This is a genomic window from Bacillus proteolyticus, from assembly GCF_001884065.1.
Taxonomy (GTDB): Bacteria; Bacillota; Bacilli; order Bacillales; family Bacillaceae_G; genus Bacillus_A; species Bacillus_A proteolyticus.
The window spans coordinates 1-21,134 of the sequence record NZ_MACH01000070.1 but is presented as its reverse complement, the minus strand read 5'-3'; the positions used below and the strand labels follow the sequence as shown (position 1 = coordinate 21,134).

The following is a 21,134-nucleotide window of genomic DNA, read 5'->3' as shown; positions in this document are numbered from 1 at the left end:
GTGTAACAGAAGTGGCGTAGACCTTACTGAAGTATTAAAGGGGATTTTCATTCATATAGATTGCTTTAAAAAAGGTGTGAAGTCAATTCTATGGCTTCGCACCTTTTTACTTAATTTGAACTTTGTTTGAGTCCGTTTATATATTCATTGTTAAGCATGAATTGCATTTAAAATCGACACTTTATTCGTAGTAAATAATACATAATTTTGTTTTACCGTCTTTATTAAAATACGATCTGTAGTTCCATAGGCTGTTCCAATACGAATTGCACTAGCATCTTCAACGCCAGCATACGTAGCATCTTCAGTAACCTCAATCACATCGCGTAAAGGGATTGTAACCTTCGCCAATTGCCATTTAATTATTAATTCTTCTTCTGTTTTTTTTACATCAATACCTAGCATTATACCAAGACCTTTCTATAATAGAATGCTACACTTCTAATTTTATTATACAAATTTTAAGGTTATTTATCTATATGTACGACTAGAATTGGTTTCTACGTGTTCGTATCTAAAGCCTTTCCAACGTATAGAAGGATATGCTGTCTTTCTGTTATAAAATATGTTAAGAACAAAAGTTCACATCAAGTTAATATGAATTTGATATGGTTGCAGTATGATGAACGAGAAACATTTAGAGTGGCAGGAAGGAAATGAATTATGAGACTTAAATTAGTAGGAATCTTCACTTGTATGATTGTGGTGTTAGGTATTTTTATTCTTTACACCAACATATCTATTGGTAAAGGACCAAATAGGACAAACTATGAAAATCGTGAAAACTCCATAAATAAAGAGAAAGAAAGTTCTTTTGCTAGTATTGAGGCTGTAGTGAATAAGGAATATGGATTGCCTGAAAACTATAAGCCAAATGATTTAGTTGTCCCAAATGTACCATTCTCATTTAGTGGAACGGTAGAAAAGAGTCACCTTCGTAAAGAGGCAGCTGACGCACTAGAAAAGTTATTTGATTTAGCAAAACAAGAAGGAATTCAGCTGAATGCAGTTTCAGGATTTCGTTCCTATGAGTATCAAAAGAATCTGTATGCCAGCAATGTTAAAAAGAATGGGCAAGAGCATACGGATCGTTTCTCGGCAAAGCCTGGACATAGTGAACATCAAACAGGGTTAACAATGGATGTTTCTTCTAAAAGCGCGAACAATGAACTAGAGCTATCCTTTGCGAATACGAAGGAAGGCAAATGGCTAAAAGATAACGCACATCGTGCAGGGTTTATCATTCGTTACCCAAAAGGTAAGGAGAGTATTACTGGATATGCGTATGAGCCTTGGCACATACGCTACGTTGGAGATATTGCTGAAAATATATATAAGAAACACTTAACTTTAGAAGAATATATGAATATGGAATAAGAGGAGATATTTAATCGCTTGAAGAATGTATATATTTTGTTCGACAAAATAATATTGTTGATAATTAATACAATTTTTCTAAAAAGATTACTCATCTAATAATGAAGGGAGGTTTACGCGTATGGAGGTAACATTTACAGTAAGCAAATGGGATGAACAGCCAGTCGATGACACTAGAAAAGGTTTCCCTATTAATATTGCCCATGTCGAATATGATATTGATGGTGAATTAAAAGGAAAAGCTTTTGTTGAATATTTATTATATTATTTAGATTCAAACGTAGATGATGGTCATTTGGCCACTTCTAAAATTTCTGGATTTCTGCATTTTGAAGGAACTTACAAGGGGAAACGGGGGACATTTACAGCCATAGAGCAAGGGATTTTTGATAAAGGAAATCTAGATTCTCCGGCAACAATCATCAAAGCTACCGGTGACTTAAAAAACCTGAAAGGGTCCTATAATTATAAGTTTACAGGTCAAACCAGTAAAATGATTCTACACTTTGAATTCTAACAAAATACCCTTTAGTTTAGTAAAAAGGGCATCCCTTATAATACTAGGAATGCCCTTTTCGTCGAGCGAGCTTTTTTAACTATCCTGCCCCGTTGGTTGCATAAGAAAAAGCTGCCTTAAAGACAGCTCCGATCTTAAGCGAATGCACCCGTTAGCTAGAAGGGCAACTACGTACAATAGGAAGATGATATAAAGTGCATGGAATCAGAAAAGTTAGCTGTCAAATCTGTTTTCAACTCCAATTTAAAAGAATCATTGAGACCCTTCCGAACAGAAGTAAAAGGTTATGATATCACGAATACAAAAGTAGGCCAAACAAAGATAGAAGGAACGAAGACATGGAAAGATGATAATGCGAAAGATCGTCCAGAAATGATCAAAGTAGACTTACTACAAAATGGCAAAGTAATCGCGACCTATTGGGGTTAGTTATAGCGTTTTTTACGGTGTTTATAATTATCTAGGCAATTATCAAGCCATTTGCTAAAAATAGAAGACACAACAATAACCACGAGTTGAAAACCAAAATTGGTTAAAAAATTGATCAAAGTATATCCACGTTTCTAAGTCCAATGAATAGACTGAAGGGATCTAATAATGTGATAGAAAAGACTACTTGTTTTGTATCATTAGTATTTATCACTTGTTTAACACCTTTATGGATTATCATTCTAACATTTGATATTGCTTAGTTGGAGGGGGAAGCTTCATGAATGAATACAAAGCAAAACAACAGAAGCATAGGAAGATGCAACTCATTATCCATCATATAAAAGAACTCGAACATCATTCAACAATCCTATTAGATATAGATAATCTAGAAACAATCTGTGTGGATTACCACAATAGAAAACAAGGAAGCACATTCAAAAAGAAAAATTGTTTACTTACTTATATTTAGTTTACATAAGAGATATTATAGATATTCGAAAAAAAGGAGTAAAATCCGTCTCAAAATGAAAAGAATTCTTATCTTATTGAGACGGAAGGGGAAATTGCGAATTTATATTTTAAAATCTGCATTAGAATTAAAAATCACTGTATGTTCACATAAACAAAGTACAATGAAGAATACTTTTTACAGGACTATTAGGAAACATTCTCTTTCAATATAAAAACAATTAAGTTTTGGGTAAAGCACAACCTATTTAGTCTTAAGTAGTTAAAGTTACCCGTATTGCATTGAAATTTTTTTAACATGTATATATATGCTAGCTATACCCTATAAGCAACCATGTAATCAATATTAAAATGTATAGGTGAATGTATCTGCAACTAAAAGATGTTCATACTGATGAAAGGTGCATGATGAATTTTGTTGGATGAACATAAAAGAATTATAAAAAGGGGGAAAAATAAACACCTTACAACTTCGCACGAAATACCAATTTTACGAACAATAAAAGAGTTTTATAAAAATATAATACAGCCTCTAGGGATTTAAAGCCTATATCCATGATTTTAGTGTATTGTTTTAAAGCCATATAATTCATATTTTATATAAAAATAATCAAATGCTGATTTGTTTACAAAGAACCTTTATAATAAATATCATTTTAATTTGCGCCAGTTTTTCTTATGTTGACCTAAACTCCTGATAAACCATAATTAAACTAAACAATTCACATTTTATAACGACTTGAAAACACTTTTTGTACATTCCGTATGATTTAATACATTAAATTAGTTTTATTTTATATACAGTTATATGTAGTTTTTGTACCTGTTTTTATAGCGTAATACAGATTTAAAGCTTGATTGTCTATAGTTAATATTAGAATACCTATATTATCCCATTCAAAATTTACATACGTTTTTATATAACATAATTTTATTATGTAAATAAGTCTGTGTAAAAATTGAATTTTATGCGAACTTGTGTTCGTTTTGTTTTTCTGTTATAGTATACATGAGGTGATTTTTATGGATTACAGTAAGCAACGTCAAAAATCCGTACATCGTAAAAAATTATACGAAAATTTAAGTGAAATGCCCTTTTACATAGAAGAATTTGTGGAGTACAAAGAATTGCATGATGCCTCTCCCTCCACCCTACTGAATTATGTATATGATTTTAGAGTCTTCTTTAATTGGTTATTATCTGAACAAATTATTGAATTAAAGCCCATTAAAGACATATCCTTCTCTGATTTAGAGAATTTAAAGAAAAAAAATGTTGAGAACTTCATGAGGTTTCTAAAACTACAACAAAACATGCAGAATTCCTCTGTTAACAGAAAAATTTCAGCCTTAAAGTCTTTATTTAAGTACCTTACCGCCTTATCAGAGAATGATGATGGAGAATGTTATTTCTATAGAAATGTAATGGCTAAGATTGAAATACATAAAGATAAAGAAACATTAAATGCCCGTGCAAAACGTATGCGGTCTAAAATATTTCATAATGATGATGATCAAGAGTTTTTAAATTACGCTAAGTATGAACATGAAAAATCTTTAACGAAACATCAGTTGTTCTATTTTTTAAGAGATAAGGAGCGCGATGTAGCTATTCTTTCTCTTTTTCTTGGTAGTGGTATTCGTGTAAGTGAATTAGCCGATCTGCGTTTGGAAGATATAAACTTAAAGGAAAGACTAATTGACGTGATCCGCAAAGGAAATAAAGAAGATTCAGTATGGATTACCCCCATTGCATTGAATGATCTAGAAAAGTATATGGAAATTAGAGATAACAAATACGCTCCAGGAAAAGAATTAAAAAATGTGTTCTTATCGAAATATAAACATACTGCACAGCCTCTTTCAGTTAGGGCTATCCAAGATATAGTAGAAAAATATACTAAGGCATATGGAAAAAGAATGTCTCCTCATAAATTAAGACATACATTAGCAAATAAATTATATATGGAAGAAAAAGACTCGTTACAAGTGATGCAGCAACTTGGGCATACCAGTCAAGATACAGCTTTGTTATACACCCAACTTGGAGAAACAACTATTAAAGATAGTTTAGGAAGAATAGGAAAAAATAAAGAATAAGAGTTTAGCAATTTTGCATTGCTGAACTTTATTCTTTTACCCAACGGTTTTAAACACTATATATTATTCGTTTAATATTTGATTTTATTATGTAAAAAATATATAATTCGAATTCTACTTTAATTGGTATATAAAAACTCTTTCTTGATAGATATAAATAAAAAAGTTAGATTCTTACAATTGTTATTTACGTTAAATTAAAATTTAATGTAAAGTTCTAATTAATAGTTCTTCTCCCTTATTCCGGTTTTATACAAATGTACATATGTTGTATTTCTGTGTAATCCCACTTTAAATATTAAAAGCTATTCTTTTTGTAAAAGTATTCGGTATACTACAAATAAAGTTTTGTTCTAATCAATGGAGATATAATCATTTTTGTAATTCACATTCGCACTCGCACTTCTTGTTCTTGTAATACTTGGATAGTTAATTCCAATACGATATTTTGCATTAACTGATACACATTATCATGAGATGTACTTTGTTCTATAGTATATTCAATGCATTGATAGATATAGCCTTCTACAAGTAAGCCCGCTTTTTCAACTGTTACCGGAGTCTGCCCTGTCTTTTTTATTTTTGGTAATAAAATTTCATTTTTTGTCAAAATAATTTCCTGTGACACATCTTTTATTTCTGTGACTTTTTCTTTAAATACCACCTTTTCTCGTAAACTAATTTCACCTTTATACCTCCCTATTTCTATTGGTAGTTTCGCTGTTTTATAATCATTAAATTCACCCTCACTTTCCTTCTCTAATATCATACTGTGGATAGGAATCAACGAAGATGCCTCGATCCTATTTTTTTCAATATCATCTTCGACTTTAAGGTTAGAAAATTCTGAAAACAATCTCTTTTCATGAAGATTTGAAGAAACTAATTTACAATAAGGCTTTCCATGATAATATTGCACTGTAGTTAATAACTTTGCATCTAGCTCTCGACACCCTGCATTTTTTTCATTTTGAAATACAAATGCTTCTTGTTCTTTCATACTTATATTAGGGAATTTCAAAAAACTAGACACTTCTGAAACAATAGAAAATGGTGTTTTCATTACCATTGAACGCACTGAAGACTTTATTTCTGATTCAGTTTCTACATCTTCTTGCTCTGATTCTGTCTCTACTTCTTTTTTCTCTAATTCTTTTACTTCCTCTTGCTCTGATTCAGTTTCTAGACCTTCCTTTTTTTTTCTTATTTCGCATGAATCATCTTGAATCTTCGGCTTTTTCTCCTTGTAAATTTTGTACCATATGCCCTTGCCAATCCATGGCCTATTCATCAACATCCCCCTATCTGAAAAAATTCATAAAATATGTTTTTAGTACGCGACCATTTTCATCATTATATATGTTTTATAATAATAAAAAAGACATTGTCTTATTTTTCTTATGCTTGTACTTATAACACTTTTAAAGTAAGGTCTAACACAATTTTTTCACGAAGTGTATCATACGAATCATTTAAAGGTGTAGGGTAGGGCATGGCAAAAATCTATCTCATAGAAATTAGCTGTAATTAATTCACAATATGGTTGTTCATTATAACATACGTAAACGTCAAGTAACTCCAAAATATATAATAAAGGTTGATTTTAGAGTTACTTTTTGTTTTCTTCACTTTTTTTCGGTATTTTGCTACTAGATGGTAAATTCATTGACCACGGTAAGACTTTATCAATTTCCTCTTTATGGTTTAAAACGATGTTTGGGAGCTTCTCAAACAAATACCGAAGATAATGATAGGGACTCAAATTGTTTTCTTTTTGGACGTTGTCTTGTCTATCATTTGCTAAATTAACAATATATTTCTCTCTCGTCCTATGAAAATATCTACAATTTCCCAAATGGAATTTCAGTTCATCACTGGTGTATAAATCTATCTCTCCGAAATTATCTGAATTGCATCTATCTCACTCCTTACTTTCCAGGAATACATCAATTGTTTTACCTAACACACTAATGTTTCTCTTTTACTGATTTTGCAATCTTCGTCTCTGCCCCAAATTCCCTCTTATAAAGTACTTCAGTGACTATCTCCTTATCAGACACTACATCATACAACTTTAGAAAATTATCATCCATTTAGATAAATATACTATACATGTCTTTGAAAACCTATCATACAATATGTTATCTGGAGTGAAAGGAGTTTCTTATGAATTATAAAAACAGATACCCTGACTGTAGTCCAAAACGGCCTCTCGCTATTCTTTTACCCTCACATAAATCCGTCGAAAATATCATGTATCATGCAATTGCCAAAAAAGATCAGTTTTTTTATACCAATTCTGATGGGTTGAGTGAATATAATAGCTCCTCTATCCTTTCTCCTGTAGAAGTATCTTATTTCAATTTATTTATTAACGGAGTCATTCAACCATTAAATACGTATCAAGTGGAAAGTGGAAAATTAACTTTATTGTCAGAAAATCCTCCCCTTGCACATACCCCCATTACCTTACAATTCATCAAACTTTTTTGAGATGAACACAGCTACTCCTTCTGCATATACTATGGTGTGGACAAATTATTCCAAGAACAGGAGGTTAATTTATGGCATTACAACTGATGAAAATCGCTATCGCAGGCTCAACGACAACAACTACTAATCCTGATGATTCCCGTTTCTTTTATGTCACCACAGCTCCAACTACTGCTGGAAATAGCTTAACAATTGACGCTGCAAGCTTCTTTCAAGACGACGGATCTGCTGTCACTACCCTACCTACTTTGGCAGCAAATAATAGTTATTTCAATGTGTATGTAAACGGCGTATTACAAATGGAAGGTATTTCAGCATATACACCAGGTGCGACAGGTGTGGGATCATTAATTGTTACCGTTCCGGCCGGAGCAGGGACAATCTTAACAGGCACACCAGTCATTTTAGAAATTGTACAATTCGCACCGACATCTTCTACGACTGTAGCAACATAACAAGAGGGCCAACACATCCGTATGGGCCCTCTTATTCTTTAGTTATTCTTCCTTTAAAACAGGAGTGAACAAATTACAACTGTTACTATACAGTATGTTTTATTCTTAGAAGTGGTGTCAAAAAAAACATATCATACTCCATACATAAAAAAGAGACCATCTTAAACAGATGCTCTCCTCTCTCAACCGGTATATTCAATCATGCACCATCGAAAGCGGGTTTCGAATTTGTGTTACCATATAATCGGACCATTTAGAAAATCCCGCAACAACATTGTGAGGTTTATTTTCTACCACTTCTCACAATACAAATATAACACGTTACTTCCAAAACAACCGGCATATTTACTGCCAAAAAGCGGTCACGACTCTGCCACTATTCCTCATCAATTACCTCAATAATTTTCTGAGCTCATTTTCACGAGTGCTTTCAACATGTAACTACAGCAGAACAAAATTACGTTATTTTCTTTAAATATCCTTTAGGGTTAAACGATATTAAAAATTTATGTTTAGTTTCATCGATAATATAATCATTATTATTTTTTAGAAATTCCTCAACAGCTTCCATAGGTCCTGGTCCAAATTCGGGCAGGACTGGGTGTCCATTAATATTTGTATCTTCAACAATTAAATAACTTCCCTTTGTAACAAAAGAATGATAAAGTTCCAATTCTTGAAGGACGTGTTTTTTTGTATGATCTGAATCTAAGATAATCAAAACCGTATCCTTGGGTGAAATCGTATCCTTCACAGTTTGTAATGCTATCTCTGAAGTTGACGATGCTTTTAAATAAGATAACCTTTTATGAGTAGGTAGATTAGGCCTAGGGTCAATATCAATAGAAAGAACAGTTCCTTTATCAATTAGATCTAGCATAGAGCATAAGAAAAGTGAGCTTCCACCATTAAAAGTTCCGCATTCTATAATAACATCCGGTTGTATTTCAAAAATAATTTCTTGATATAAAAACAAATCAGCTGGATATTTTAGTATGGGATACCCTAACCACTTTGTATTACCATGTCCCCAAACCTGACTATTATAATAATGTATATGAGTTTGATCAATATAATTATTTATAAGAGTTCAACTCCTTAATAGATAATAAAATATAACATGGTAATCTTTATCCATTACACATTAAAAGGATGTACCATTACCATTTTATGCCTACGTATATTCATATAAAATACAACAAAATAATGTGCACACATTAATGTATGCACATTATTTTCTTAACATGACGGATAGCGATTTTTAAATATCACGGACAATTCTCGGAATAAATTGTATTTGCACACACGAAAAAAGCCCCTAGTGATAGATGCTTTTCATCTACATATTACAACTACAAAGGATTGTTTTTCTCACGGAACAAGCATAATATGATTTCTCCAAAACACTCAGCACACTTCCTGCCGCAAAACGGTCACACCGCTTATTTTATTCTCTTATTTCAAACGTTTTAATTTCATTTGTTAACTCTACTGAAACCACTAAAAATGTTTGTTCCAAATTCATAATTTTCCTTTGAATTAACCCTTCTAGATATGCCAATTGTTCTAGTATCATTCTATAATAATCTGGGTTTAACCTTAATGTGTTAGAATTTCCTCTCTGTTGCATTTGAAATTAAATCAATGCCTGTAACAGCTTTTCACACATCATCTACTTCACCTCTCCTTCATTATATAACTTGCATTCACAAAAGGATTATTTGAATTACCCTTATCTTATATTTTGTGTAACTGCCCCTTACGCTACATCCCTTGGTATTTATGGTTTTATAAAACTTCTCTTTTCGAATTACACAACACATAAAAAATGGGTAATTATAAAAATCAAAAAATAAAAAGGATGTTGCTATATTTTAAATCGCGTCATAGCTTTATCCATTGCATCTTGATTTACTCCAATATATCTTAATGTGACTCTTTCAGATGAGTGATTGAATATCTCCATTAGCAAGGCGATATTCTTTGTCTGCATATACATATGATACCCAAACGTTTTACGTAATGTATGAGTTCCTATTTCATCTAACCCAAACTCTGCTGCCGTACCTCTAAGTATCTTATATGCCATGCTGCGCCCAATCGGTTTATTCTTACCTTCACGACTCTTAATTAAATACTCATTGTCATCTCTTTCTTCAACGTACCAACGTAGTTCTCTTTTTAATGCTGGAGTCAATTGAATACGTTTCTGTTTACCAGTTTTCTTTTCTCTCATTGAAATATGGTTGCCCTTTAAATCACTTATTTTAAGCTTTAAGATGTCACTTATACGCAACCCTGTATTAATTCCCATCACAAACAAAATATAATTACGCTCATTGTTTTCCCTCAGATATTCTTTAATCTGTTGTATTTGCTCTGGGTCACGTATTGGCTGAACAAAATTCATCGGCCATCGCCTCCATGATGCTCTTCTGTCTCATATACTTCTAACCTAAAAGCAAACGCTAGTTTATAAAAAGCATTAGATTTATTGCGTCTATATGTACGTTCACTCATGCCAATCTCGTTATAAACCATGTAATCAAAGATATCTTCATCTTCTAAATATCGCTTTACAATGATATCCCATTGATTCTTGCTAAAGCGACTTAATGCCTTATCAATTTGAAAAGATAAACGCTGTAATTTCACTTCTCTTTCACTCATTGCAACATTTACTAGAGCAACATCTTCAGCTGGCTTGCCTACCATGTTTGTTGGGCCATGATATCTTACCTCGCAAGAAGCTGTGACCTTCATCTCATTTCTAATCATCCCAAATTGTCTATAAATACGAAGATTTTCAAGAATCTCTTCTAACCGAACTTGCGTTTCTTTACGATCAATTTTAGGTAAGAAAGTTAATTGTGTCATATGTAAAACACTTCTTGTCTATTTTAATGAAACACAAAAAGCGGACACCAAACCACAGAGCAATATTGTTGCTGCTCTTTATGGTTTGATGTCCGCTGGTTCTTCCAGTAGGACTAAATATTTAATTTTTATTATACCATTTTTACACAATTTATCTATTTTTCTATTCAAACGATTATTTTGTTGAATTCTCTTCGTATTCGTGGATGCAAGCATCACACATCTCTGATACTTCATCGATCCAATCTGTTTCTTCTAAACAATTACTGCAGTGTTTCATTTCCCTCTTCCTCCCTTGAATAAAATTCAATATTTCGTCAATACTGTAGATAAACCAGTCTCCAATTCCCCTGGAGTCGAGCAGTTAGTGAAAACTCACTGCTCTTTTTGTTTGTCTGAATAAAATTATAAATCCCGATCATTCTATAGATAGGCTGTTAAACAGCTATAACCGATTTGTAGAACCCAAACTCTTTCTCTCTTTCCTTGGAGGCGAGCAGTTAGCTTTTGCTAGCTGCTTTTGTAATTTATCTGAATAAAATTCCAAAACTTCCACATAATATCTACAAGCTGTTCAATTCCTGAATAGCAACCTTTTTCTTTTGTTAACAAGTTGCAATGGGGCGGTTAGCTTTTGCTAGCTGCTCTTTTGTTTTCACTATTTAAGCAGGGTTTGAGTATATTAAATTCTACCTTTCTTTGTAACGTGAGCTGCCCACTGACGCTATTTTTACAAAGGGCACTAATTGATAGTGCTCTTTTTACTTTTTTCTACAAAATGAAATTTTTATTAAGTTTCCTTTCGTTCCCGCATAACATTTCCAATTACGTTTATACTATAGCCGTAACTTCAAGTTACATATCATTACTTGTAGGGCCTAATTTCTTTTGTACAACAAGTAGTTAGCTAATTGAGCTAGCTGCTTTGTTTTTTAACCATTTTTGTAGGAACGTAATTTATATGCATAATTTCTGAAGTGAAATCCATACTATATTTAGGTCTTAGGTCTTAACATCTAAAACCCTTATTTCAGCCTTAGACCTAATAAAGAGTCCCTTTCTCTTCCATGGGGCTAAGCAGTTAGCTTTTGCTAGCTGCTCTTTTTTGTATGTTCTGATTTCCAGTGCATATAATGCTTACATACCAGCTAAAAAGGCATTCTACTCCCTAGCTCATGAACAGGTGAAACTTCTTGTCCTTTTTTATTCCACTACACTTTTGGTTTTATTTCTTATCCCTTAAACATACCTTAATATCGAAAGATGTTTAGCTCAGAGAGTTACCTCCTTATTGAAGGGCACTGGTGTATAGTGCTCTTTTTTTACTGTACGACTTCTCTTTATTCAAATGACTCACATTATTAAAGAAACCACATACGATATCACGTATTCTTTTATATTAAGAGTTTTGGTCCTAAGAGCACTTATTAAAGTGTTCTTTTTAAATTTAAGTTCCACTTCCATATGTTCACCATTGTGTAAAATGAACATATACTAACCTGACAAGACATAGTTTTTGATATAGTGGTGCACAAAAAACTTTGTGCACTATTTTTCTTCTACATAACTAAGTTATCAAATAGCGTTTTTGTTTAAAATAATAGCTCTAAACCACTTAGACACATTTACCAGTTTATTTACCACAAAATTCATGTTAAAATCCCTTGTGAGTACGACATAACTCAACCATATGAAGCCCTGTAACATTTTCTGTGGGGCTTCTTTTTTTCAACAAGCACTTAGTTAATTGCGCTGACTACCTTGTTGTACAAAATGACATTTTTGTTTAAAATCACTCGTAACCAATTATTTCAGTTTTAGTTTTCATTTTATACTCACGCTCCGTATAACCTTTGTTATTACATAAATCACAATCTAGATATCTAATACCTTCTTTATAAACCCAACCGCTATCTGGCAAATCTGGTGGATATGCATTGTATGTTTCTTAAATTCGTCCTTCCCCTTTGCATTTAGGACATTCATAAATACAATTCCCCTTTTCGTATAATCTTTTTTATATCGTACATACTACCTACAAGCCGACTTCCCACGGCTTCACTCTTTTCAAATCGGGGCTCTCTCCTCCGTATTGTTTAAAAACACAGCAGGTAACCTAGTCGATTACCTGCTGTGTTTACGTATAAACGTAAAAATCGTTGTCCATACTACTTAGAGAAAACATCTTAAGCCATTTGATGCGACCTCCAGCACAGGTTATTTGTACGGCCGTTCCGATAAAAGGAGCGGTCTTATTTATCTCCGCATTACTTTTCGACAAAATAACGCTTTTATGATAATTGCTTAGAAGACAAAATTGATAAGATTGTGATTCGAAAGAAAGTTGAAATGATATAGAAAAAAGCAGGATAGCAATGTATCCTGCTTTTTTCATTTGAAAGTCTTATTATCTAATATAACAACATAATCGTTTGTCAGTCTACCAGCTTCTTTTGTATAATCCACCAGTCTTTGTATATTGTCACAACAAATCTTTGCGCCCCATACAAGTAATGGAACACCGATAAAATCAATATGTAATCTTCAAGAGAATAAACCACCAAACGTCATGGGAAGTGGAACAGTTGGTGACGTATTTGAAAAAATGATTTTTTCGTTGTTTTGATATTGATGTTGAAGAATTTCACCTAGATTTTTCATAGATGGTACCACAACTTTTGATGCCCCGCACCCTTCAGTATAAACAGGATTACCTCCCTCATCTCGGTCATGAAAAATAATTTTCCCCATATCAGAAGTTTTAAGTTTATTGAAATAGTCCACATTTAAAATTTCTTCTCTCGTTAATTTCCGATTAGTTGATAGTTTGTTTAAATGATATGCTGTAGCTAGTGAGGTTGTATGTGTTCCGCCATAATCAGTGTAAATAAAAATAATATTCTCATTCCTTTGTCATCTACGTTCAATATTTATTAGTATCACCATTTCATTATTTACTAATCCAGGAATGATATTACACCTTGATGGAGTAAATCCCCCTTCACTTTCTCTATTTAATTCTTTGGTAAGGATATATTTTCCTGATGATAATCATAACTTATATCAGAATTTCATTTATTATAAGAAAATTCCAAAAGGGGTGAATGTGATGGGTTTCCCGCCTCAACAACAAAGTAAACCTGGCATTGAATCATTAATGATACCTAGACCTATATTTGATAACCCCAATTACAAACCAGCCGGTAAACTTATAAATAAGGTAGCGCTTATAACTGGTGGGGATAGTGGAATTGGGAGGGCTGTCGCTGTAGCCTTCGCGAAAGAGGGGGCAGACATAGCAATCTCATACCTAAATGAGCATAGTGATGCAAAAGAAACGGAGTTCTATGTTAAAAAGTATGGCCGTAGTTGCATTACCATTCCAGGTGATATTGGGTATGAGCAGCATTGCCAACAAGCAGTAATGCAGACAATTCACCAATTTGGTCGTATTGACATTTTGGTGAATAATGCCGGTGTACTATACATAAGGAACAGTCTACTTGATGTAGACTCTAACCAACGAACAAGTACCTTTCACACAAATGTTTTTTCTCAGTTTATTTTGACGAAAGCTGTTTTGCCATATATGAATTCAGGGAGCTCCATAATAAATACAACATCCCTTAGTGCCTATCATGGAGATCAAGATGCAATTGACTACGCGGCATCTAAAGGAGCCATTGTTTCCTTTACACGTTCGCTGTCATCTTCACTGGCACCGCAAGGGATCCGAGTTAATGGTGTGGCCCCGGGACCAATTTGGACTCCATTAATTCCATCTTCCTTGCCTCCAGAATGGATTGCCACATTTGGAGACCATGTTCCTATGAAGCGAGCCGGTCAACCGTTTGAAGTGGCACCTGCTTATGTATTCTTGGCATCCGAGGATGCATCTTACATATCAGGACAAATTCTGCACGTGAATGGTGGGGAAATTATAAACGGTTAACTATTTAACAAAAAATTACTTATAAAATTCAAATTTTATTGAGCTTTCTCTCCTTCAGTTTTTATCTCCATCAGTTGCTCCATCTCCTTTTGATCTTTCATCCGGACGCACAATGCTTTGTAGTTTTTCAGCTCCTTCACCACAAGTCTTCGCATCTCCCTTTCATCGATGTCTTCAAAAAATGACAACTGATTCATACGATACGGTTCCCCCTCTGTTCGATCTTCTTTCTTGAATAGTTACAGCTTATCTTGGCCATACTGTATTCGCATCTAGATTATCATCTTGAAACCGAGCAGTTAGCTTTTGCTAGCTGCTTTTTTAGCCATCTTCTTTCTTACTAAACAAAAATATGGTCATATTTTATTTATATTGCGCATCTATTAAATACGATTAGAACTATTTGGAGGTGAACATATGTCAAAGGAGGATGAACTGAATTCACCGGGAATTTTACAGAGCGCCGCATTAGATCCAATTTTAATTGGTCCCAAGTTACCTACTATTCCATCATTTACGCTACCTACAGGACAGACTGGTTCAACCGGAGTAACTAAGCCGACTGGCATCATTTCAGTTATATTTAGGCAAATTAGCACTACTGCACCCGCCTCAACTACCCTCACGTTACCGGCTATTAATGTAGAAGTTAATCAAATAGTAAAGTTAGAAGGGGTTTTCAGATCTGACTATGTTTCTAACCCTAGCCTTACAGAATTTAGTGTATCTTCAGTTCTTAATTTAGTGAGAGATGTCACCATTATTGCGATTCAGGTAGAAGCTCAAACGAATATTCAGAAACCGGCAAATACTCAAGCCTATTTAACCCACAATGTTTCAGTAATCTGGGTAGATATCCCTCCACCTGGGACTTATGTATACCGTCTGAATATGTCTGCCTCGGGAGTTAATATATCAACTAGCACTATTATGGATAGAAACTTAACTGCTACAGTAATTAGCATTTAAAGTTTAATTACTATAGATGCTCCCCATCGTTTTTTAAAGGACCACTACAACAAATCTGGTGTCCCTCGAATTCGTGTTCATGATTTAGTCATACACATGCAACACTCATGCTTCAGGCTGGAGAGCATCCTAAAATCGTTCAAGATCGATTAGGTCATTCTTCTATCCAAATGACTTTAGACAAGTACAGCCATATCACACAAAACATGCAGCAACAAGCCGCAGAAAATTTTGAAAATGTAATTTTAATTGTGGAGCACTAGCCCCTAGTACACTACCCGCCCTCGGTTTTGCTTTCAATGCTACTTCACCTCAATTCGCAACATTATTCACACCACTACTATTACCTAGTACGGTCTCAAATCCTAATATCACTGTTCCTGTAATAATTGGATCATTCACTTTATATTTACTATTTCTATTAAAATACAAATTTACTATCATTTCTCTTATCTACGGATACGTATCGATTAATAAACTAAAAGCACTTGAAAAATTTCCCTTTGCAATATGAGCCATCGAAAAAAATTACCATCGGAAAAGATTCCCTACGGTAATTTTTTAATTTATTATAAGGGATTAGAGCTCTATAGCCCATTATCATTTCAAATTCGTCCTTTTATAAACATCTTTTTCCAAATCTATAGATGTGCCTCCTGCCAAATCCAAATTGCAGTTCTATATTTGATATATTTATTTCACTCTTCCTTTATTGCAATCAGAAGTATTACATCCTAGCTCTTCTAATGGTACATGGGAGATTTATCCTCTATAAACCTAATTCTTCTCCCCAAATTGAAACTTTTTCAAGATGATATGTTAATAATTCGCAACCAGCACGGTTATTGAATATTCTTCGTAACTGAGTATGCAGCCCCTTTTCTAATGTTCTCTGTAAATACGCCATTTTATAAAGATCAATTGGAGCTGTTTTAAATTCAATCCCATACTTCTGCATTTGCTTTGTATATAAATTCACACAATGTGTGCGAATCTCTTCTGCATTGCTCTGCCAATCTTTTCTAAATCCTAATAATATTTCGACTAAAACAACCATATCAAACCAGACGGGTCCGTATTTAATAGACTCCCAATCGATAAACTGAATATTCCATGGAGCATCTAGTGTCACATTATTACTACATATATTTTGCATATGAAGGTCTCCATGTGTTATAGATGAACCGTTTTCAAATAGTTCTGGAAAAAAATCCGGTCCCTTCTGACACAATTTTATTAGCGATTTATGATAGGGTTTAATGGCCTCCCTTAACCTATCGTCTTTCACTGCATCATCAAGAAAAGTAATCGTTCTTCCAATGTATTTAGATCGACCACTTCTCATTTTGCTTGATTCATAAATAGGGAGCCATTCATTCCAAATATTTTTATATTTTTTCAAATTGTCTTCAAATGTGTGTGCGTGAAGTTTGGCAACAGTGGGGATAATATGTTCTAAATGTTTTGGGGAGAAAGTAACCTGGCCGCGTACTTGCTGGACAAACTCCATGAATATCCAGGTTTCAGTTCCTTTTTTTTCAGTATAATATATTTGAGGAAGAAATTCTTTCAATATCGGATACGCTCTTTGATATACTTGAATCTCTACTTCATTTCTGTAGCTTGTTGAATTATATACTTTTAAAATAATGGGATAGGTTTTCATTTTTTTTCGAAGAAATAATTTGTAGATACTAGTTCTTGTTGTTGATTTCAGACATTCAATGTTAGCAGAATCTATTGATACCCTTTGACCCATTGAATAAGAGATTTTTTCTGAGATTCTAAACTTCTTTAAATAATAGGATAATTCTTTTGCTTCATACAATGATTTCATTCCTTTCATTTTCGTTTCCATGCATTCCTCAAATGAGACCATGCGCTTCTAATAAATGGCATCGGATCGTCCCACGCAAAAAGAGCGAACTCTTTTTTTCCTCGCAAGCCTTCATAAAAATCTTTCCATGTCATTTCAGCTCTTTTTTTCTTGTCACGGAACGTTAAATAATACCGCACAAGATAAATCCATTTGATACCATCTCTTTGTTTAAGTCTTGGCTCTGGGTTTTGCTTGGTTAAATATAAATAATACATATAAACAAAATCGATGCCTGCAGATTCTGTTAAGCTATGGGTTAACCAAAAACGGGGGTTGATTTCAATAAACTTATAAACATCATCTCGCGGGTCCTTTTTAAACTCTGCCATGCCAATACCTTTAAGTTGTATTTTTTTAAAAAGAGGTAAACATACATCCACTAGTTCTGGAATCTGTTTACTAACAATATGAGCTCCTGTTCCAAATTCAGCTGGAAATTGATGGTTCTTTTGCAAAGAAAACAATGCTAATAGCTCCATATTATCGTCATAAAAAGTAGCCACTTTATAAAAATGCTGATTGTCTCCAGGAATGATTTCCTGAGCGATGAGCTTTCCATGCTGTCGGTACAATTCATACTCATTTCTTAGTTGATCTGGATTTTTTATAAATATAGCCTTTTTATTTATTTTTTTTCGAAACTTATGGCCCAAAGTCGGCTTTAATATACATGGAAAACCGAGGTTAAATATTGCTTCTTCTAACTGTCCTTTATGTTCAATCACATATGTTTTCGGGCATGGAATATTATGCTTCACAGCCAGTTCATACATTTTATGTTTATCTAGTATTGTTTCAATTAATGAATGCTCAGGAAACAAAAATAAATAGTAGTTAGACAGCTCCGCTCGATATTTTGAAATAAATACCACATAATCATCCGCACCTGTATACAAAACTGGTTTCAATTTTAATTCTTTAGCCAAGTGGATTAAAAAAGTTAATAATTCCTTTTCTTCCGATAAAGGACTTGGACATACTCCGCATGAAGCAAGGCGTGATCTCCCTATCTTATAAGGCCCCTCTACATCAAACGCATAAACTTTAATTCCTTTTCTCGCTAAACTTCTAATAATTCCAACTCCATTGGCACTTAAGTCCAGTACAACTGCACTGTGTTCATGATACATAGAATCCTTCCTCACTTAATATCTTTGTAGATTTTTTCGATATGAGCTATCATTGTCTCTCTAGTTAAATATTTTTTAGCGAAGTTTCTTGCATTTTCACCTAACTGCTCCCGATCTTGCTGGTTTTCAATAACGTACTTTAATGCGTGTTTTAGTTTATTTACATCTCCTACATCTACTAGAATACCTGTCTTCTCGTGATGCACTAATTCAGGTATTCCTCCCGATGTTGTCGAAATGACACAAGCTCCACTATGCATGGCCTCAATAATAGCAATAGGCAGACTATCATTTAGAGTTGGAAGTACAAAAATATCGGTTTTACTTAAAATGTTTGGTACATCATCTCTTTCCCCTAAAAACTCCACCATGGAAAGATTCAAAGAAGCAACTTGCTTTTCTAACGCATCTCTCATCTCGCCATCTCCGACAATAAGCACCTTAATGTTTTCAGTATATTTCCTTTCCATCTGTGAAAGTGCATCAAATAATACTTTATGACCTTTTCTTGGTCCTAATCTCGCCACACATGTAATAACGATTTTTTTCTGTGCCAATGTATTTTTTACATCATACTTCTCAGGATAATCAATACCCGTAAGCACAGTTGTCATTTCCTCTTGCTTTGCCCCCAGTTGCATTAACGGTTGACGAAATGAATCACTGAGAATAATAAGATGATTGGCAAATTCAATAGCTTTACTTTCTAATGTTTTATAATAGGCTTCTTCTAGTGAATCTTTTTCAAATATACCAAATTTCACCCGGTTAAAAGTAAACATCCCATGGGGTGTAAATAGCAAAGGTTTCTTATAAAGTCGATTGATTCTTCCCAATATATTGGCTGTAAACAAATCTTGCACATGAAAAACATCATATTTTTTTAATTTGATATTTTTAAGCAGCATCATTTCGTAGATATACATATGTCTGCAATTTCTCAAAATCGTGGTATTATAGCTTCCATAACGTGCATAAAAGAAATTTCTCAATTCTGGAACAACCTTTTTACGCATGTTTTTTACTTCGCTCGTAAGAAATTGATTAGGAGATATAATATCGACTTTATGACCCAATTTTTTTAAACCTTCACTAAGTGCTGTAATATAATTAGATAACCCCCCCGTATGAGGATAATCCCAAAACGTAGCAATTAATATAGAAAGTCTTCTTTTCTTTGAAGTCACCTTTGGATTTGCATTTACATATCGTTCTCTCGTTGCATTTTCCTGTTTGGGTGATGAAGGTGAAGGCATTCCAAAATATTTATCCATCGCTTCGATTAAATAGGAATACGGAAACATACTCTCCTTTCTCATTGCCAAATCCTCCTTATCACTTCGAACGCTTCAGCGTATGGTACGCCAATCGTCATGCCCCTAACCCTTCCTAAATGCTGAACGCCTTCATACGAACGAGGATGAGGAAAATCTCTCATTTCTACATCATAATGTTTGAGCGCCGCAATCTTTGAATCCATTTGATCTGTAATATTAACAAAATAATTAGGTTTGAAAACTTTATCATTTGTATAGACATTCCACTCACTAGAGGAAACCGTTTCAAATGTAATTAATTCTATCGGATTTCGTTTAGGTAGAGGTCGCGTTGCAGTCAAAACCGCTTGAAAGGTAATTAGATGATCAATGTTGACATCTCCATAATGGTGGGTGAAAATTTTACTTGGTTTATATTTCTGTATTAATTGTTCTAATTCTTTCGTTAATTGATGCAACGGAATTAATTCCAATTCTAAATTAGCATGATTGAGGAATATCACTTCTTCAATACCAATTTCTTTATTTGCATCCTTGCCTAGTTGATGTATCCGATCCGCTTCCTCCCTTCTTCCTGAAGCAATAATTATTGAAATAACCCGATAGCCGTTCTCCACTAATCTTTTTAAAGTCCCTCCAGATCCTAATAACTCATCATCGGGGTGAGCACCAATAACTAAAACACACTCTCTCATAACTCTTATCCCTCCCTATACGACCTAATCCTAATGTATGAATGATGCTACAAAAAGAAACTGGCATTAGCGGAAATACCGCTTCATTGTTTGCCATTTTTTCATACCCTTGCCAGTCTATCTCCGCCCTAACTTCTTTACTCCCCCAACAATTTTATGATATAAGGGGTACTACCCATGCCCATCAAGCTAACCGAGTAAATTACTAGATATGAAACGATCCTTGTTTTAAAACTAGCAATTGATAGAAAAGTAGGCATGCTAAATAAGTCTATTAAAACGTGATTTTTTCGCTAGGCAGCTTGTCTATGCTTCACCGTCGTTTTATACACAATCCCTAGAATATCAAAGACGGTCATCTTCTTATACCGATGACATTTACGACCATTCTTTTTGAGCAGCAGATAAAGACGATGCAGAATTTTTAAAAGTTCTTCTGTGCCAGCGGCTATCGCTTGAAACAGTAAAGGAACGTAATCTTTGATCATATAAATCGCTTTGTATTCACTCAGT

At 33.8% G+C, this 21,134-nt stretch carries 20 protein-coding genes and 6 pseudogenes; 10 read left to right on the top strand and 16 right to left on the bottom strand.

Going from position 1 to position 21,134, the window contains the following annotated elements:
• Positions 1-150: 150 nt before the first annotated feature.
• Positions 151-405 (bottom strand): SunI/YnzG family protein, encoded by a 255-nt coding sequence (locus BAQ49_RS10735; protein WP_071745306.1) that lies wholly within the window; start codon positions 403-405, stop codon positions 151-153.
• 258 nt (positions 406-663) lie between these two features.
• Here BAQ49_RS10735 and BAQ49_RS10730 point away from each other — a divergent pair, with 258 nt between their 5' ends.
• The 5 genes and pseudogenes from BAQ49_RS10730 (at position 664) to xerS (ending at position 4,894) form a co-directional block, all read left to right on the top strand.
• The gene (locus BAQ49_RS10730; RefSeq protein WP_071745305.1) at positions 664-1,377 is read left to right on the top strand and encodes a M15 family metallopeptidase; all 714 of its coding nucleotides are present in this window, start codon (positions 664-666) and stop codon (positions 1,375-1,377) included.
• 121 nt (positions 1,378-1,498) lie between these two features.
• Entirely contained in the window at positions 1,499-1,894 is a 396-nt protein-coding gene (locus tag BAQ49_RS10725) for a DUF3224 domain-containing protein (RefSeq protein WP_071745304.1), read from the top strand.
• A 198-nt stretch (positions 1,895-2,092) separates the two neighbouring features.
• Positions 2,093-2,323 (top strand): Cna B-type domain-containing protein, encoded by a 231-nt coding sequence (locus BAQ49_RS33485; protein WP_244159091.1) that lies wholly within the window; start codon positions 2,093-2,095, stop codon positions 2,321-2,323.
• Between the two features lie 283 nt (positions 2,324-2,606).
• Positions 2,607-2,795, top strand: a pseudogene (locus BAQ49_RS10715) (HNH endonuclease); the annotation flags it as partial.
• A 1,022-nt stretch (positions 2,796-3,817) separates the two neighbouring features.
• Positions 3,818-4,894 (top strand): tyrosine recombinase XerS, encoded by a 1,077-nt coding sequence (gene xerS, locus BAQ49_RS10710; protein ID WP_071745302.1) that lies wholly within the window; start codon positions 3,818-3,820, stop codon positions 4,892-4,894.
• Positions 4,895-5,279: 385 nt separating this feature from the next.
• Here the strand turns inward: xerS and BAQ49_RS10705 are convergent, their stop codons facing one another.
• From BAQ49_RS10705 to BAQ49_RS10695, 3 genes and pseudogenes are all read right to left on the bottom strand, one after another.
• Positions 5,280-6,185 (bottom strand): BC_2427 family protein, encoded by a 906-nt coding sequence (locus BAQ49_RS10705; RefSeq protein WP_071745301.1) that lies wholly within the window; start codon positions 6,183-6,185, stop codon positions 5,280-5,282.
• A gap of 119 nt (positions 6,186-6,304) precedes the next feature.
• Positions 6,305-6,455: pseudogene (locus BAQ49_RS34385) on the bottom strand (CsxC family protein); the annotation flags it as partial.
• Between the two features lie 48 nt (positions 6,456-6,503).
• Positions 6,504-6,668: pseudogene (locus BAQ49_RS10695) on the bottom strand (transposase domain-containing protein); the annotation flags it as partial.
• Between the two features lie 392 nt (positions 6,669-7,060).
• On the opposite strand from BAQ49_RS10695, the gene BAQ49_RS10690 reads away from it, so the two are divergent.
• Positions 7,061-7,387 carry a DUF4183 domain-containing protein gene (locus BAQ49_RS10690; protein ID WP_071745299.1) on the top strand — a complete coding sequence of 109 codons (327 nt, stop codon included), beginning with the start codon at positions 7,061-7,063 and terminating at the stop codon, positions 7,385-7,387.
• A 71-nt stretch (positions 7,388-7,458) separates the two neighbouring features.
• Positions 7,459-7,842, top strand: a complete 384-nt coding sequence (locus BAQ49_RS10685; protein ID WP_071745298.1) for a DUF4183 domain-containing protein — start codon at positions 7,459-7,461, stop codon at positions 7,840-7,842.
• 457 nt (positions 7,843-8,299) lie between these two features.
• Here BAQ49_RS10685 and BAQ49_RS10680 read toward each other — a convergent pair whose 3' ends face one another.
• The 5 genes and pseudogenes from BAQ49_RS10680 to BAQ49_RS10655 form a co-directional block, all read right to left on the bottom strand.
• Positions 8,300-8,926, bottom strand: coding sequence for a CmcI family methyltransferase (locus BAQ49_RS10680; RefSeq protein WP_071745297.1), 627 nt, complete (start codon positions 8,924-8,926; stop codon positions 8,300-8,302).
• Positions 8,927-9,289: 363 nt separating this feature from the next.
• A complete protein-coding gene (locus tag BAQ49_RS10675; RefSeq protein ID WP_244159089.1) occupies positions 9,290-9,472 on the bottom strand; it encodes a hypothetical protein in 183 nt (60 codons plus the stop codon).
• Positions 9,473-9,709: 237 nt separating this feature from the next.
• Positions 9,710-10,252 carry a site-specific integrase gene (locus BAQ49_RS10670; protein WP_071745296.1) on the bottom strand — a complete coding sequence of 181 codons (543 nt, stop codon included), beginning with the start codon at positions 10,250-10,252 and terminating at the stop codon, positions 9,710-9,712.
• Positions 10,249-10,719, bottom strand: coding sequence for an ArpU family phage packaging/lysis transcriptional regulator (locus BAQ49_RS10665; protein ID WP_071745295.1), 471 nt, complete (start codon positions 10,717-10,719; stop codon positions 10,249-10,251). Before BAQ49_RS10665 ends, BAQ49_RS10670 begins: the two co-directional genes overlap by 4 nt.
• 2,391 nt (positions 10,720-13,110) lie before the next feature.
• Positions 13,111-13,617, bottom strand: a pseudogene (locus tag BAQ49_RS10655) (DUF3189 family protein).
• Between the two features lie 211 nt (positions 13,618-13,828).
• Here BAQ49_RS10655 and BAQ49_RS10650 point away from each other — a divergent pair.
• Positions 13,829-14,671: an SDR family oxidoreductase gene (locus BAQ49_RS10650; RefSeq protein ID WP_098889543.1), complete on the top strand. Its 843-nt coding sequence runs from the start codon at positions 13,829-13,831 to the stop codon at positions 14,669-14,671.
• Positions 14,672-14,706: 35 nt separating this feature from the next.
• Here BAQ49_RS10650 and BAQ49_RS32875 read toward each other — a convergent pair whose 3' ends face one another.
• On the bottom strand, positions 14,707-14,868 hold the full coding sequence (locus BAQ49_RS32875) for a hypothetical protein (protein ID WP_165616037.1): 162 nt from the start codon (positions 14,866-14,868) through the stop codon (positions 14,707-14,709).
• 220 nt (positions 14,869-15,088) lie between these two features.
• Here BAQ49_RS32875 and BAQ49_RS34255 point away from each other — a divergent pair, with 220 nt between their 5' ends.
• Together BAQ49_RS34255 and BAQ49_RS32190 are read left to right on the top strand one after the other, a co-directional pair.
• Positions 15,089-15,640: an exosporium leader peptide-containing protein gene (locus BAQ49_RS34255; RefSeq protein WP_116733446.1), complete on the top strand. Its 552-nt coding sequence runs from the start codon at positions 15,089-15,091 to the stop codon at positions 15,638-15,640.
• Positions 15,641-15,903, top strand: a pseudogene (locus BAQ49_RS32190) (tyrosine-type recombinase/integrase); the annotation flags it as partial.
• A 49-nt stretch (positions 15,904-15,952) separates the two neighbouring features.
• Here BAQ49_RS32190 and BAQ49_RS33885 read toward each other — a convergent pair.
• From BAQ49_RS33885 to BAQ49_RS10615, 6 genes and pseudogenes are all read right to left on the bottom strand, one after another.
• Complete coding sequence (locus tag BAQ49_RS33885) at positions 15,953-16,084, bottom strand: hypothetical protein (protein WP_257208380.1); 132 nt, start codon at positions 16,082-16,084, stop codon at positions 15,953-15,955.
• A 325-nt stretch (positions 16,085-16,409) separates the two neighbouring features.
• Complete coding sequence (locus tag BAQ49_RS10635) at positions 16,410-17,477, bottom strand: phosphotransferase (RefSeq protein ID WP_071745315.1); 1,068 nt, start codon at positions 17,475-17,477, stop codon at positions 16,410-16,412.
• Positions 17,478-17,482: 5 nt separating this feature from the next.
• Positions 17,483-18,649 (bottom strand): carboxylate--amine ligase, encoded by a 1,167-nt coding sequence (locus BAQ49_RS10630; protein ID WP_071745293.1) that lies wholly within the window; start codon positions 18,647-18,649, stop codon positions 17,483-17,485.
• Positions 18,650-18,660: 11 nt separating this feature from the next.
• Complete coding sequence (locus BAQ49_RS10625; protein ID WP_071745292.1) at positions 18,661-19,968, bottom strand: glycosyltransferase family 4 protein; 1,308 nt, start codon at positions 19,966-19,968, stop codon at positions 18,661-18,663.
• The gene (locus BAQ49_RS10620) at positions 19,965-20,621 is read right to left on the bottom strand and encodes a PIG-L deacetylase family protein (protein ID WP_071745291.1); all 657 of its coding nucleotides are present in this window, start codon (positions 20,619-20,621) and stop codon (positions 19,965-19,967) included. Before BAQ49_RS10620 ends, BAQ49_RS10625 begins: the two co-directional genes overlap by 4 nt.
• A 293-nt stretch (positions 20,622-20,914) precedes the next feature.
• Positions 20,915-21,134, bottom strand: a pseudogene (locus tag BAQ49_RS10615) (IS4 family transposase); the annotation flags it as partial.

Coding starts and splice junctions, on each gene's coding strand:
- BAQ49_RS10670 (WP_071745296.1), bottom strand. CDS start 10,252: ATGAATTTTGTTCAGCCAATACGTGACCCAGAGCAAATACAACAGATT.
- xerS (WP_071745302.1), top strand. CDS start 3,818: ATGGATTACAGTAAGCAACGTCAAAAATCCGTACATCGTAAAAAATTA.
- BAQ49_RS10650 (WP_098889543.1), top strand. CDS start 13,829: ATGGGTTTCCCGCCTCAACAACAAAGTAAACCTGGCATTGAATCATTA.
- BAQ49_RS10635 (WP_071745315.1), bottom strand. CDS start 17,477: ATGAAATCATTGTATGAAGCAAAAGAATTATCCTATTATTTAAAGAAG.
- BAQ49_RS10665 (WP_071745295.1), bottom strand. CDS start 10,719: ATGACACAATTAACTTTCTTACCTAAAATTGATCGTAAAGAAACGCAA.
- BAQ49_RS32875 (WP_165616037.1), bottom strand. CDS start 14,868: ATGAATCAGTTGTCATTTTTTGAAGACATCGATGAAAGGGAGATGCGA.
- BAQ49_RS33885 (WP_257208380.1), bottom strand. CDS start 16,084: ATGATAGTAAATTTGTATTTTAATAGAAATAGTAAATATAAAGTGAAT.
- BAQ49_RS10625 (WP_071745292.1), bottom strand. CDS start 19,968: ATGAGAAAGGAGAGTATGTTTCCGTATTCCTATTTAATCGAAGCGATG.
- BAQ49_RS10690 (WP_071745299.1), top strand. CDS start 7,061: ATGAATTATAAAAACAGATACCCTGACTGTAGTCCAAAACGGCCTCTC.
- BAQ49_RS10735 (WP_071745306.1), bottom strand. CDS start 405: ATGCTAGGTATTGATGTAAAAAAAACAGAAGAAGAATTAATAATTAAA.
- BAQ49_RS10675 (WP_244159089.1), bottom strand. CDS start 9,472: ATGCAACAGAGAGGAAATTCTAACACATTAAGGTTAAACCCAGATTAT.
- BAQ49_RS33485 (WP_244159091.1), top strand. CDS start 2,093: ATGGAATCAGAAAAGTTAGCTGTCAAATCTGTTTTCAACTCCAATTTA.
- BAQ49_RS34255 (WP_116733446.1), top strand. CDS start 15,089: ATGTCAAAGGAGGATGAACTGAATTCACCGGGAATTTTACAGAGCGCC.
- BAQ49_RS10630 (WP_071745293.1), bottom strand. CDS start 18,649: ATGTATCATGAACACAGTGCAGTTGTACTGGACTTAAGTGCCAATGGA.
- BAQ49_RS10730 (WP_071745305.1), top strand. CDS start 664: ATGAGACTTAAATTAGTAGGAATCTTCACTTGTATGATTGTGGTGTTA.
- BAQ49_RS10725 (WP_071745304.1), top strand. CDS start 1,499: ATGGAGGTAACATTTACAGTAAGCAAATGGGATGAACAGCCAGTCGAT.
- BAQ49_RS10620 (WP_071745291.1), bottom strand. CDS start 20,621: ATGAGAGAGTGTGTTTTAGTTATTGGTGCTCACCCCGATGATGAGTTA.
- BAQ49_RS10705 (WP_071745301.1), bottom strand. CDS start 6,185: ATGAATAGGCCATGGATTGGCAAGGGCATATGGTACAAAATTTACAAG.
- BAQ49_RS10685 (WP_071745298.1), top strand. CDS start 7,459: ATGGCATTACAACTGATGAAAATCGCTATCGCAGGCTCAACGACAACA.